Here is an 11,859-nt window from a genome sequence, read left to right as displayed (position 1 = left end):
GCCTCCACGGCCGCCTCGCGTTCCGCCTGCCGCGACGCCGCGGCCGCCCGGGCGCGCGCGACGAGCGCCGCCTCGGCCGAGCGCGGATGGCCTGAGGCGAAGGGCGGAGCGGGATCGTACTCGAGGCCGAGCTGGATCGCCTTCGCCGCCTCCTCCCCCGCCACCAGAGCGGCGATGCGAAGGCCGAAATCGATGCCCGCGGTGACGCCGCCGCCGGTGACGATGTTGCCGTCCACCACCACCCGTTCCTCAACCGGGATGGCTCCGAAGCGGGCGAGCATGGCGTGGCTCATCCAGTGCGTCGTCGCCCGCCTGCCGCGCAGAAGCCCCGCCGCGCCGAGCACGAGCGCGCCGGTGCAGACGGAGGTGACGAACCGCGCACCGGCAGCCTGGCGGCGGATGAAGTCGAGCGTATCGACGTCGGCCAGCAGCGGGTTCATCCCGGCCCCGCCGGGCACGCAGATCAGGTCGAGCTGCGGGCAGTCGGCGAAGGTCGTATCGGGGACGATCCGCATCCCGCCGCCTGCGCGCACGGGCTCGAGTGTCTTCCACACGAGCCGCACCTCGGCGCGCGGCAGCTTGGTCAACACCTCGTAGGGGCCGGTGAGATCGAGCTGGGTGATGTCGGGAAAGAGCAGCATCCCGACGCGGAAGGGAGCGGTGTCACTCATGCCTGGTCGTTCAGGTGGCAGGCGCTGATCCGACCCGGCGCGATCTCCTTCAGCGCAGGGGCGACCTCGCGGCAGATGGGCATCGCGTGCGGGCAGCGCGGGTGGAAATGGCAGCCGGGCGGCGGGTTGAGCGGCGAGGGAATTTCCCCCTTCACGCCCGAGAACGCACGCTTGCGGCCGCTGATGCGCGGCACCTCGGAGAGCAGCGCCTGGGTGTAGGGGTGGTTGGCGCTTGCGAACACATCCTCGGCCGGCGCGGCCTCAACCACGCGGCCGAGATACATGATCACCACACGGTCGGAGAGATGTTCGACCACGCCGAGATCGTGGCTGATGAAGAGATAGGTGAGGTTGAGCTCGCTGCGGAGATCCATGAACAGGTTGAGGATCTGCGCCTGGATCGACACGTCGAGCGCGGCGACGGCCTCGTCGCAAACGATGAACTCGGGCTGCACCGCGAGCGCCCGGGCGATGCCGATGCGCTGGCGCTGGCCGCCCGAGAACTGGTGCGGGTAGCGGCGCTTGAAGGCGGGGTCGAGACCCGCGCGGCGCATCTGCGCATCGAGGTAGGTGTCGAGCTTCGCGGACGGCACCATCCCGTGCACCACCGGCGCCTCGCCAATGATGTCCTTCACCCGCATTCGCGGGTTGAGGCTCGCATACGGGTCCTGGAAGATCATCTGCACGGCGAGCTTGGCGGCCTTCGCCTCCGCCGCAGGCAGGGTGGCGATGTTGCGCCCCTTCCACTCGATCGTGCCCGACGAGGGCGGCATGATGCCGGCGACCATCCGGCCCAGCGTTGACTTGCCACACCCGCTCTCGCCGACGAGGCCGACGACTTCGCCCTGGAACACGTCGAGATCGACATTGTCGACCGCGTGCACGATCTCGTCGCGCACGTTCGCGCCGAGGCGCTGCGCGAGCCGGCCGGCGAAGTCGAGCGTCTTGCGGAACTGCTTGCTGATGCCGCGCAGCCTGATCATCGGCGTGCGCGAGCCGTCCGCCGCGTCGGCGAGCGCGGCGACGGAGGCCTGCTGGCGAATACCTTGCGTGTCGGCCATCACGCGACCGTATCGAGCAGATGCGGATGGTAGCAGCGCACCTCGCGGCCGGGCTTCGGCTCGGTGATGGCAGGCTCGACGAGGCAGTCATCGTCCGCGCGCGGGCAGCGCGTGCGGAACGCGCAGCCAGGCGGCAGGTTGAGAAGCGAGGGCGTCATGCCGGGGATCTGCATCAGCTTGTGGCCGCGCACGTTCCGGCTCGGCACCGAGCCGATCAGCCCGCGCGTGTAGGGATGCAGCGGCTCGTCGAGCACGGCATCGACCGGTCCCCGCTCGACGATCCGGCCGGCATACATGACGCAGATCTCGTCGGCGAGGCCGGCGACGACGGAGAGGTCGTGCGTGATCCAGATCAGGCTCGTGCCCGTGTCACGGCAGAGCTTCTGCACCTCGTAGAGGATCTGGCCCTGGATCGTCACGTCGAGCGCGGTGGTCGGCTCGTCAGCGATGATGAGTGCGGGGCGGTGCAGAAGCGCGATGGCGATCGCCACGCGCTGGCGCATGCCCCCCGAGAACTGGTGCGGATAGGCCTTCAGCCGCTCATCGGGGCTCGGGATGCCGACCTGGGTCAGCGCCTCGCGCGCCCGTGCCCGCGCGGCCTGCTCGCTGACCTTCTCGTGGGCGAGGACGGTCTCGATCATCTGCGTGTCGATCCGCAGGACCGGATTGAGCGTCATCATCGGGTCCTGGAAGACCATAGCGATGTCGCGGCCGCGAATCTTCCGCCACTCCTCCTCCGACAGCCCGGTGAGGTTGCGACCCTGGAAGATGATCTCTCCATCCACGACGCGGCCTGGCGGGTCGACGAGGCCAAGGACGGAGAAGCCGGTGACGGACTTGCCCGATCCGCTCTCGCCGACGAGGCCGAGCACCTTGCCCTTCTCGATGGAGAAGGACACGTCGTCGACCGCCTTCAGCACGCCGGCCTTGGTGAAGAAATGCGTGCGCAGCCCACGCACCTCGAGCGTCGGGGCCATGCGCTACTTCCTCAGGCGCGGGTTCAGGACGTCGCGCAGCTGGTCGCCGACGAGGTTGATGACGACGATCGTCACGAGAAGCGCGATGCCGGGGTAGAAGCTGATCCAGTAGCGCCCCGACAGCATGTACTCGTAGCCATTGGCGATCAGCAGCCCGAGCGACGGCTCCGTCACCGGAACGCCGAGGCCGAGGAAGGACAGCGTCGCCTCGAGCGCGATGGCGCGCGCGACCTGCATTGTGCCGACGACGATGAGCGGCGGCAGGCAGTTCGGCAGCAGGTGGCGGAATACGATGCGCTGGTGCGACAGCGCGAGGCATTCCGCCGCCTCGATGTATTCCCGCCTCCGCTCCACCAGCGCGGTGCCGCGCACGGTGCGCGCGTAGTAGGCCCATTCCACCACCACGATGGCGATGACGACGTTGAGGATTCCCTTGCCGAGGAAGGCGAGGATCATCAGCGCGACGAGGATGGAGGGGAAGGAGAGCTGGAGATCGACCAGCCGCATGATCACCGCGTCGGTGCGGCGGCCGAAATAGGCGGCGAGAAGGCCGAGCCCGGTGCCGAAGCAGAAGGCGATGAACGCCGAGCCGGCGCCGACCATGAGACTGATGCGGAGCCCGTAGAGGATTCCGCTGAACATGTCGCGGCCCTGGTCGTCGGTGCCGAGGATGTAGGTGAAGCCCGCGCCGCCGACGGTACCGGGCTCCATCCGCCCATCCATGATGTCGAGCTGCGCGAGATCGTAGGGGTTTTGCGGCGCGATCCAGGGCGCGAAGATCGCCGCAAGCGCGATCAGAACGAAGCAGATGAAGGCACCGAGCGCGACCTTGCTCTCCGCGAAGTCGGCGACGAAGCGGCGGAACGGCGTTTCCTCCGCCGCGCGTACGGGCTCGGCGATCGGGGCGGCCACTGTCGTGGCTTCCGCGGGGGGCGGGCTCATGCCTTCTGGTCCTGCAGCCTGACGCGCGGGTCAAGCACGCTGTAGAGCACGTCGACCGTGAAGTTCAGCATGATGAACATCAGCACGATGATCATGAGGTAGGCGACGATCACCGGCCGGTCGAGCACGTAGATGCTGTCGATGATGAGCTTGCCCATGCCCGGCCAGGCGAAGATGCTTTCCGTCACGACCGAGAAGGCGATGGTCGAGCCGAACTCGAGCGCGGTGACGGTGATCACCGGGATCATGATGTTCTTCAGCACATGCACGAAGATCACCCGGCTTTCCGAGAGGCCCTTGGCGCGCGCGAACTTCACGTAGTCCATCAGCACCGTCTCGCGCACGCCCGCACGGGTGAGGCGGATGACGAGCGACACCTTGAAGAGCGAGAGGTTGATGGCGGGCAGGATGAGGTGCCTGAGCCCGTCGATCGTCAGGAACGACCATTGCACGCCGAAGAGCTCTGCCGTCGGCCCGCGCCCCGTGGAGGGAAGCCAGCCGAGCTGCACGGCAAACACCATGATCAGCATCAGCCCGACCCAGAAGCTCGGCAGAGAGAAACCGAGGATCGAGGTCGCCATGATCACGCGGCTCGACCTCGCCTCCGGCCGAAGCCCTGCCCAGAGGCCGAGCGGCAGGCCGATCAGGATCGCGAAGAACGTCGCTGCGAAGGCAAGCTCCAGCGTCGCCGGCATCTTCTGCATGATCAGCGTCAGCGCCGGCTCGTTGAACACGAAGCTGCGGCCGAGATCGCCCCGCAGCGCGTTCTGCAGAAAAGTCAGGTACTGGAGCCAGAGAGGCCGGTCGAGCCCGAGCGCGGCGATGGCGCGCTCGCGTTCCATCTGGTCGGCGTCGGGACTGATCAGGATCTCGACCGGATCGCCGATCGCGTAGACGCCGACGAAGAGGATCACCGTCATCGCAAGGACGACGAGCGTGCTCTGCATCAGCCGTCTGATCAGATAGACGATCATCGATCCCGCGCCATCTCCGTTGGACCCTTCGGCCTGTTCCGCCGTGGGTCGGACACCGTGCGCCGCACGCCGCGCCCGCTTGCGTGCCCGGCGGCCCCGCTTTCGGGGCGGACTATGCCCAAGCGGCCGGGAGCGGGCAAGAAACCCCTGCCCGTGCCCTCGCCGACCTCAGCGCGCGGGCGCGACGTCCATCGCGCGCGTCAATTCGTCGACGCGCGGGGTGTGCACGAAGCCGCTGCGCGTCGCCCAGACATTCTTCTGGATGTGCAGCGGGATGATGCCGACATCCTCCATCGCGAGGCGGGTGGCGTCCTGCAGGAGCTTCTCCCGCGCCTCGTCATCGACGGTGGCGAGCGCGCGCTCGAGCAGGGCATCGAGGTCCTTGTTCGAGTAGCGGCCACGGTTCGACGCCCCGTAGCCCTTCTCGCGGCTGAAGGTCGCAACAAGGCTGCGCAGCGGGCTCGACGCTTCGCCGGTGGTCGAGCCCCAGCCGACGAGGAACACCGAGAATTCCTGCCGGCCGGCGCGGGCGATGAAGTTCGTCCACGGCATCGGCTCCACCGCCGTGCGGATGCCGATCCGCGTCCACATCTGACCGATGGCCTGGATGATCCGCCCGTCATTCACGTAGCGGTCGGACGGGCCGTGCAGGGTGATGCGGAGCCCGTTGGGGAAGCCCGCCTCCGCGAGCAGGCGCTTGGCGCTGTCGGCGTCGAAGCCGGGCGCCTCGAGCCCGGGAACGTGGCTGTAGGTTCCCGGCGGAAGGAACTGGCCGGCGGGGATCGCCGCCCCCTCCATCACGCGCTCGACAATCGCCTTGCGGTCGATCGCCAGAGAGAGAGCCCGGCGTACGCGCACATCCTCGAGCGGGTTCTTCGCCAGCGCCTCGCCGTTCGGGCCGGTGATGAACGGCGTGGCGTCGGTGCGGGACCGGTCCATGTGCAGGTAGATGATGCGCAGGCCGACGATCTCGCTGATTGCCACACGCTGGTCGCGGCGGAGCCGCGCGACATCGGTCGTCGGCACCTGGTCGATGAAGTCCACGTCGCCCGCGAGCAGCGCGGCGGTGCGCGCGGCATCGTTGACGATCATTCGGTAGTTCACCCGTTCCCAGGGCTGGCGCGGGCCCCAGTGATTGTCGTTCCTCTCGAGCTCCACCCTGTCGCCCGGCGCGTAGCGCACGAACCGGTACGGCCCCGTGCCGAACGCCACCTTGCCGCTGTTGAAGTCCTCGGTCGCGGCATTCTGGTGCGTCTCGCGGTCGAGCACCGCAACCTGCGCGAGGTCGGTCGGAAGCAGCGGGTAGACGCTGCGGGTCTTGATGCGAACGGTGGTCGGGTCGACCACCTGCACCTCGGCGACCGCGCGGGTGTAGATGCCGAAGCCCGAGGGGCTGTTCGGCACGTTCGGCGCCCGGGTAAGGGTGAAGGCGACGTCCTCTGCCGTGAAGTCGCTGCCGTTGTGGAACTTGACGCCGGGGCGGAGCTTGAACTCCCAGGTGGTGTCGTCCACCGCGCGCCAGCTCTCGGCGAGGCCCGGGATCTGCCGGGCCTTGTCGTCGACCGCGACGAGCCGCTCGAAGATGTGCTCGGCCATCGCATTGTTCGGCGACAGGTTGTGGTAGTGCGGATCGATGGAGGTGATCGGCGCGCCGACGCCGAGCGTAAGCGTCTGCGCGCCCGCGCCGGCGGCGAGCGCGAGGGCCGCGGTCGCTCCAAGAAGCGTGGCGCGGATCCCGCGCGAAGCAGCGATGGTCATGCAAACCTCCCCCGACACGTCGCCTGTCCCGCCACGCTTATAGCGATACAACCTGGGCGCGCCTAGGCTCGCCCCTCCCACCCCCTGGGAGGGACGAGCCGGCGTCCCCTTCCCCCCGTTCAGAACGCTGCCCAGGCCTGCTGGCCGAACACGACGTAGACCGCACCTGCGCTGTTGCCTGTCGCGAGGTCGACACCAGGCGCGCCGACGAGGAGATCGCCGATCCCGTCTCCGTTCAGGTCGCCGGCGTAGGCGATCGCCGTGCCCGCGGCATCGGCCGCCGCCTCACCGAACAGCTTCAGCCCGCCGAGCGCGGCGGCCGCCTGGTCGAGCGAGAGGTTGACGGCGCCCGAGGTGCCGAACACCACATAGGCCGCGCCGGCCGCGCTGCCGCCATCATCGTCGCCGAGCGCGCCGATCAGGAGCTCGGCAAGGCCGTCGCCGTTCATGTCGGGGGCGAAGGAGAGGACGCCGCCGGCGAAGTCGCTCGCCTTCTGCCCGGCGATGCGGAACCCGCCGACACCCTGCGCCACGTCGGCGAGGAGGACGTCGCCCGCACCGGCCTTGCCCCAGACGACATAGGCCGCGCCGGAATTGCTGCCTGCCGGGTCCGCGTTTCGGGAGCCGACGAGGAAGTCCGCCAGCCCATCGCCGTTCAGGTCGCCGAGCGAGGAGACGGCCCAGCCGGCATTGTCGCTCGCCACCTCGCCGATGACGCGGAGGCCGCCCGTGCCGAGCGCGCCGAGCTCGACCACAGCGGACGACTGCCCACCATACACGACATAGGCGGCGCCATTGTTCGTGCCGCCCGTGTCGTCGAACCGGACGCCGACGAGGATGTCGGCCAAGCCGTCGCCGTTCACGTCGCCTGCGGCGGAGACGGCACCGCCAGCCTGGTCGCTCGCAACCGCGCCGCGGATCTCGAAGCCCTGCGCCCCGAGCGTGGCGAGCCGCACCTCCGCCCCGTCGGCCTTGCCGTAGACGACATACGCGCTGCCCGAGCTCGTGCCGTTGCCGTCGGCAAGCCGCGCGCCGAGGATGATGTCGGCAATGCCGTCGCCGTTCACGTCACCGGCCGAGGCGACGGCGAGGCCTGCGCCATCGCCCGCGGCCGCACCCGTGATGCGGAACCCGCCATTGCCGAGGGCCACCTGGGCGAGATCGACGGTCGCGCCATCGGCCCGGCCCCAGACGACATAGGCCGCGCCTGCGCTCGAGCCTCCGGCATCGTGCCCTTCCGCGCCGACAAGGATCTCGGCGAGCCCGTCGCCGTTCATGTCGGCAATGAAGGCGATGGCCTCGCCCGCATTGTCGCCTGCGACGGCCCCTGCGATACGGAATCCGCCCGCCCCGCCGCCGAATACGACATCCACCGCGCCCGCGTTGCTTCGTCCAAACGGGTCGGCGAAGGGCGAGCCGTAGGCGAAGTCGGCGATCCCGTCGCCGTTGACGTCCATCCCGCCGGCAAGCGAGGTGCCGGCGGCATCGCCCACCGCACCGGCGATCCTGTAGCCGCCGACGCCGAGCGCGACCTGGTCGAGGTTGACGCTGTAGGGCGGATCGGGCCGGTCCTCGACCTCGAAGATCGCGGTCGCGGTGCCCGTGTCGCCGTCCGCGTCGCGCACGGTGTAGGTGTAGCGGTCCGTGCCGGAGAAGTTGGCGCCAGGGCGGTAGGTGAAGGTGCCATCGGCCTTTACCTCGATCGTGCCGCCCTGCTCGGTCTGGAACGTTCCGGCGATGGTCGAGATCCCGCCATCGGGCGCGACGTCGTTGCGCAGAAGGCTTCGGTTGGAGAAGGCCTTGAAGGTCTGGTTCTCCACCGCGGCGTAGGTCTCGCCGTTTGCGATCACGCCGTCATCGGTCGCGTTGACGCGGAGGCTGACCGTCGCCTGGCCGGTGAGCGACCCGTCGCTCGCGGCGTAGACGAAGCTGTCATTGCCGAAGAAGTCGGCGTTCGGGATATAGGTGAAGCTGCCATCCTGGTTCAGCGTCAGCGTCCCGTTGCGCGGGCCGGAGACGAGCACGGCGGAGAGCGCGTCGCCGTCGATGTCGCTGTCGTTGCCGAGCAGGCCCTGCGACGCGGGAACGATCAGCACGCCGTCCTCGGCAAGCGTGTAGGATTCGCCGACCGCCTTCGGTGCATCGTTCACAGGCGCGATGGCGATGGTCACCACCGTCGGGTCGCTCTCGGCAAGCCCGTCGCGCGCGACATAGACGAAGCTGTCGCTGCCATGCCAGTTCCCATCTGGAACGTAGGTGAAGGTGCCGTTGGCGTTGAAGGTGAGCGAGCCGTTCGACGGGCCGCTGACAAGCCGCGCGCTCAGCGTATCGCCGTCCCCGTCGCTGTCGTTGGCGAGAACGCTCGCCGTGAGGCTGCCGTCCTCGACGATGGCATAGCTGTCGGCCACGCCAACGGGAGCCTCGTTCACCGGGGTGACGACGATGCGCACCGTGGCGGTGCCGGAGCTCGCCGCGCCGTCGCTTGCCCGGTAGGTGAAGCTGTCCGTGCCGTGCCAGCCCCCGTTCGGCGTGTAGATGAAGCCGCCCGAGGCATCGAGCGAGAGCGTGCCGTTGTTCGGCCCCGCGACAAGCAGCGCCGCCAGCGCGTCGCCGTCGCCATCGCTGTCGTTGGCGAGAAGGCCGTCGAGGGCCGAGACGGTGAGCACCATGCTCTCGGCGATGCTGTAGCCGTCATCGAGGGCGAGCGGCACCTCGTTCTGCTTCGGCACCGTAATGGTCACGATAGCGGCGTTGCTCCAGGCCGAGCCGTCCGTGGCGCGGTAGACGAAGCTGTCGGTGCCGTGGAAGCCATCATCCGGGGTGTAGATGAAGCTGCCATCCTTCGAGAAGGTCAGCGATCCGAAGGCCGGGCCCTCAAGGACCTGGGCGGTCAGCATGTCGCCATCGGGATCGCGGTCGTTCTCCAGAACGGAGAACTCCTCGGACCCGACGGCGCCGAGCTCGATCGTGTCGTCCAGCGCCACTGGCGCTGCATTCGGGACGACGAGATCGATCACGCGATCGGCGAACACCAGACGCTCGATGCCGATCAGCGTGTCGAACCCCTCATCGCCGGCGAGGTCCGGCCGGAGGTCGCGCACCGTCCAGCCGATCGCTGTTTCGGTGATCTCGTAGTTGAGCCAGAGATCGGCGTAGATCGCCGTGTCCCAGCCGGGGCCGCCGTCGATCCAGTCATCGCCGAAGCCGCCGCGCGCGGTGTCGTCGCCCTCGCCGAGCCGGATCGTGTCGTCGCCCGCCCCGCCGGTGACGGTGTCGTTGCCCGCACCGGCGTCGATGTCGGTCGTCGTCCAGCCCCCGTCATAGGCGGCGGTCTTGAAGGAGCTGATCGAGTAGTCACGCGTCGAGACAGCGACCGTGATCGTGTCGTCGCCCGCGCCGGTGTCGACCTCGAAATGATTGGTCCAGCCGGTGCTGTTGCTGTCGACGCCGATCCAGACCGTGTCGTCGCCGCCACCTGTCCTGACCTCGCCGCGCTTGGCACCGTCGATCGTGATCGCCTGGCCGAAATCATTGTCGAGATGCACCCAGACGTCGACCCAGTTCGCCAGCGTCAGCGCCTCGCCGGTGAAGGCGAAGACCTCGGCGTTCTTGATCGTGTTCCAGGACCGGTCGAGCGTCAGCGTCGCGGCGCTGCCGCCTTCGGCCCAGTCGAGGCTGGCGGCGCTTCCGCCCGAGGCGGTGTTGCCGGAAACCGTGCTGCCGGAGGCGAATCGCACCGCGGTAATGTCGAGGCTTCCGGCGCTGCTGTCGAACACGTTGAAGCTGCCGCCGGTGGCGGTATCGGCGTCCGAGCGGCTGTCCTGCGTGGCCCCGCCGCCGGCCGCGCGGTAGGTGAAGCCGGTGGCAGCGTTCTGCCATAGGAGATCATGGCTCGCCGCCGCGCCCGGGTCCCATCCCGGATCGCGCGAGGTCAATGCGAGATTGAAACCGAGAATGGCCATGGCCGTGCTCCCTGCCCGACGAACGTGGCAAGCAGAGCCATGGATTGGTTAATCCTGCCTGAAAAAGGTAAACGGATCGCTGCATTCCCATGTATTCATTCGCCTCGTTACATATATTGGTATGTCATATGCTTAATATACACAGGCCGCTTTGTCTTTTTTATTGTGTTCGTGGTTGCCGACGCGTATCTTTTGCTGTGGAGGTCCACCATGCATTCGATCGGCCCCGCCAAGGCGGTTCCGCCCATCCAGAAGGGAATGGCGGAGACGGCGCAGCATGCCGCGAGCCCCGCGCAGGCGGAGGCGTCGCCCGCCGCCGTGCAGCCAAAGGCAAACCCGACCAGCCCTATCGTGAACCCGGCGCTCCGGTATGACCTGCGCCTCGGCCTCGTCGTCGTCGAGTTCTTCGATGAGGTCGGCGAGGTAGCGCACAGCATCCCGACGCCGCGGCAGCTCAAGGCCTACGAATCGGGGCTGAACGTGCGCTCGGGGCCCGTGCCCCTACCGCGCGACCTTCCCGCCGGGACGGACGAGGACGGGCTCGCAGTCGTCGCCTGACGGCGGAGCGGCGGGCGAGGACGTTTCTCGACCACGCGAGACTATCCGGCCGTGCGTCGAGGGCGCGCTGTAAGAACGGGAGGCGACCGGCCTCTCAGACCTGCCGGCCGATAAGCGACAGGAGCCCGGCCGAGCCACCGCCCCCGCCGAACAGCGCCATCATCGGGTTCGAGGCTGCCGGCGCCTGCTCGTTCTGCGTCTTGATCAAGTAGTTCTGGATGAACTTGTCGACCTGCTTCGGGTCCTTGAACTGCTCGAAATCGATCCGCTTCTCGAGGATGCGCTTCTGCTGCTCGAACTCGAGAAGGCCGAACTTGTCGGGCAGGCCGAGCGCGCCGCGCGCGACGGTCGTCAGAACGCGATCACTCATCAGCCCGTTCACGTCCGTCACGTTCGCAATCAGGCGCTTGAAGTACATCGCCTCGCGCACGCCGGGGTTCGCCTCGCCCTGTGCCTTCTCGAAGCGGTTCGTCAGCGCCTGGTCGATGATCTTCTCGACGAGCGCAGCATCGGCGAGCGGCGGGCCCTCGATCGTGCCGAAGTCGCGGTTGATCTGGCGGTACCGCGGGTCGACCATCCGGTTGGCAAAGCTCCGCACGTCCGCCGGGTCGTCCGTCAGGAGCTTGTTGACGATCGCGCGCTTGTCGATCTCACCCTCGAGCTGATACGCCTCGAGCACGAACTGCAGCGTCTTGCGATCCTTCATCAGCTCCTCGATCGAGCCGATCTGCGCGGCGCGCTCGCGAAACCGATCGACGTCGCGCGTGACCGTCTTCTGCGCCTCGAAGCGGGCCTGCAGCGTCTCCCCCTTCTTCTGGAGGATGCTCCAGGCGACCGGCGCGCCGACGCCGTTCAGCATCCCCGCCTCACGCCATCGCCGCGATGCCGCGGGGCGCGACACGCACCGGCGCGGCAGGGGGCGCAGCGGCCGGCGCGGCAGCGGCGGGCCGCGCCTG

Annotated in this window: 9 protein-coding genes; 1 reads left to right on the top strand and 8 read right to left on the bottom strand. The window is 68.4% G+C overall.

Annotation, left to right across the window (positions count from 1 at the left end):
* The 7 genes from FIF60_RS20810 to FIF60_RS20780 form a co-directional block, all read right to left on the bottom strand.
* On the bottom strand, nucleotides 1-671 hold a 671-nt coding region (locus FIF60_RS20810), incomplete at its 3' end, for a DJ-1/PfpI family protein (RefSeq protein WP_144300210.1).
* Nucleotides 668-1,732, bottom strand: coding sequence for an ABC transporter ATP-binding protein (locus FIF60_RS20805; protein ID WP_144300209.1), 1,065 nt, complete (start codon nucleotides 1,730-1,732; stop codon nucleotides 668-670). The genes FIF60_RS20810 and FIF60_RS20805, both read right to left, overlap by 4 nt.
* Nucleotides 1,732-2,709 carry an ABC transporter ATP-binding protein gene (locus FIF60_RS20800; protein ID WP_144300208.1) on the bottom strand — a complete coding sequence of 326 codons (978 nt, stop codon included), beginning with the start codon at nucleotides 2,707-2,709 and terminating at the stop codon, nucleotides 1,732-1,734. Before FIF60_RS20800 ends, FIF60_RS20805 begins: the two co-directional genes overlap by 1 nt.
* A gap of 3 nt (nucleotides 2,710-2,712) precedes the next feature.
* Nucleotides 2,713-3,651, bottom strand: coding sequence for an ABC transporter permease (locus tag FIF60_RS20795; protein WP_204251270.1), 939 nt, complete (start codon nucleotides 3,649-3,651; stop codon nucleotides 2,713-2,715).
* The gene (locus tag FIF60_RS20790; protein ID WP_144300207.1) at nucleotides 3,648-4,625 is read right to left on the bottom strand and encodes an ABC transporter permease; all 978 of its coding nucleotides are present in this window, start codon (nucleotides 4,623-4,625) and stop codon (nucleotides 3,648-3,650) included. Before FIF60_RS20790 ends, FIF60_RS20795 begins: the two co-directional genes overlap by 4 nt.
* Before the next feature lie 168 nt (nucleotides 4,626-4,793).
* Entirely contained in the window at nucleotides 4,794-6,383 is a 1,590-nt protein-coding gene (locus tag FIF60_RS20785; protein ID WP_144300206.1) for an ABC transporter substrate-binding protein, read from the bottom strand.
* Nucleotides 6,384-6,502: 119 nt separating this feature from the next.
* Nucleotides 6,503-10,345 (bottom strand): tandem-95 repeat protein, encoded by a 3,843-nt coding sequence (locus FIF60_RS20780; protein WP_144300205.1) that lies wholly within the window; start codon nucleotides 10,343-10,345, stop codon nucleotides 6,503-6,505.
* A gap of 210 nt (nucleotides 10,346-10,555) precedes the next feature.
* Between FIF60_RS20780 and FIF60_RS20775 the strand changes: the two genes are divergently transcribed.
* Complete coding sequence (locus FIF60_RS20775; RefSeq protein WP_144300204.1) at nucleotides 10,556-10,903, top strand: hypothetical protein; 348 nt, start codon at nucleotides 10,556-10,558, stop codon at nucleotides 10,901-10,903.
* 94 nt (nucleotides 10,904-10,997) lie between these two features.
* Here FIF60_RS20775 and FIF60_RS20770 read toward each other — a convergent pair whose 3' ends face one another.
* On the bottom strand, nucleotides 10,998-11,762 hold the full coding sequence (locus FIF60_RS20770; protein ID WP_144300203.1) for a DUF1217 domain-containing protein: 765 nt from the start codon (nucleotides 11,760-11,762) through the stop codon (nucleotides 10,998-11,000).
* Nucleotides 11,763-11,859: the final 97 nt, after the last annotated feature.

This window comes from Elioraea rosea, assembly GCF_007644105.1.
Classification (GTDB): Bacteria; Pseudomonadota; Alphaproteobacteria; order Acetobacterales; family Acetobacteraceae; genus Elioraea_A; species Elioraea_A rosea.
Note: the sequence above shows the minus strand (reverse complement) of the source record. Positions and strands in the feature narration are given on the sequence as shown.

What these genes read in the sequence shown, in the direction of transcription:
- FIF60_RS20805 (WP_144300209.1), bottom strand. Translation starts at nt 1,732, where the DNA reads ATGGCCGACACGCAAGGTATTCGCCAGCAGGCCTCCGTCGCCGCGCTC.
- FIF60_RS20800 (WP_144300208.1), bottom strand. Translation starts at nt 2,709, where the DNA reads ATGGCCCCGACGCTCGAGGTGCGTGGGCTGCGCACGCATTTCTTCACC.
- FIF60_RS20795 (WP_204251270.1), bottom strand. Translation starts at nt 3,651, where the DNA reads ATGAGCCCGCCCCCCGCGGAAGCCACGACAGTGGCCGCCCCGATCGCC.
- FIF60_RS20790 (WP_144300207.1), bottom strand. Translation starts at nt 4,625, where the DNA reads ATGATCGTCTATCTGATCAGACGGCTGATGCAGAGCACGCTCGTCGTC.
- FIF60_RS20785 (WP_144300206.1), bottom strand. Translation starts at nt 6,383, where the DNA reads ATGACCATCGCTGCTTCGCGCGGGATCCGCGCCACGCTTCTTGGAGCG.
- FIF60_RS20780 (WP_144300205.1), bottom strand. Translation starts at nt 10,345, where the DNA reads ATGGCCATTCTCGGTTTCAATCTCGCATTGACCTCGCGCGATCCGGGA.
- FIF60_RS20775 (WP_144300204.1), top strand. Translation starts at nt 10,556, where the DNA reads ATGCATTCGATCGGCCCCGCCAAGGCGGTTCCGCCCATCCAGAAGGGA.
- FIF60_RS20770 (WP_144300203.1), bottom strand. Translation starts at nt 11,762, where the DNA reads ATGCTGAACGGCGTCGGCGCGCCGGTCGCCTGGAGCATCCTCCAGAAG.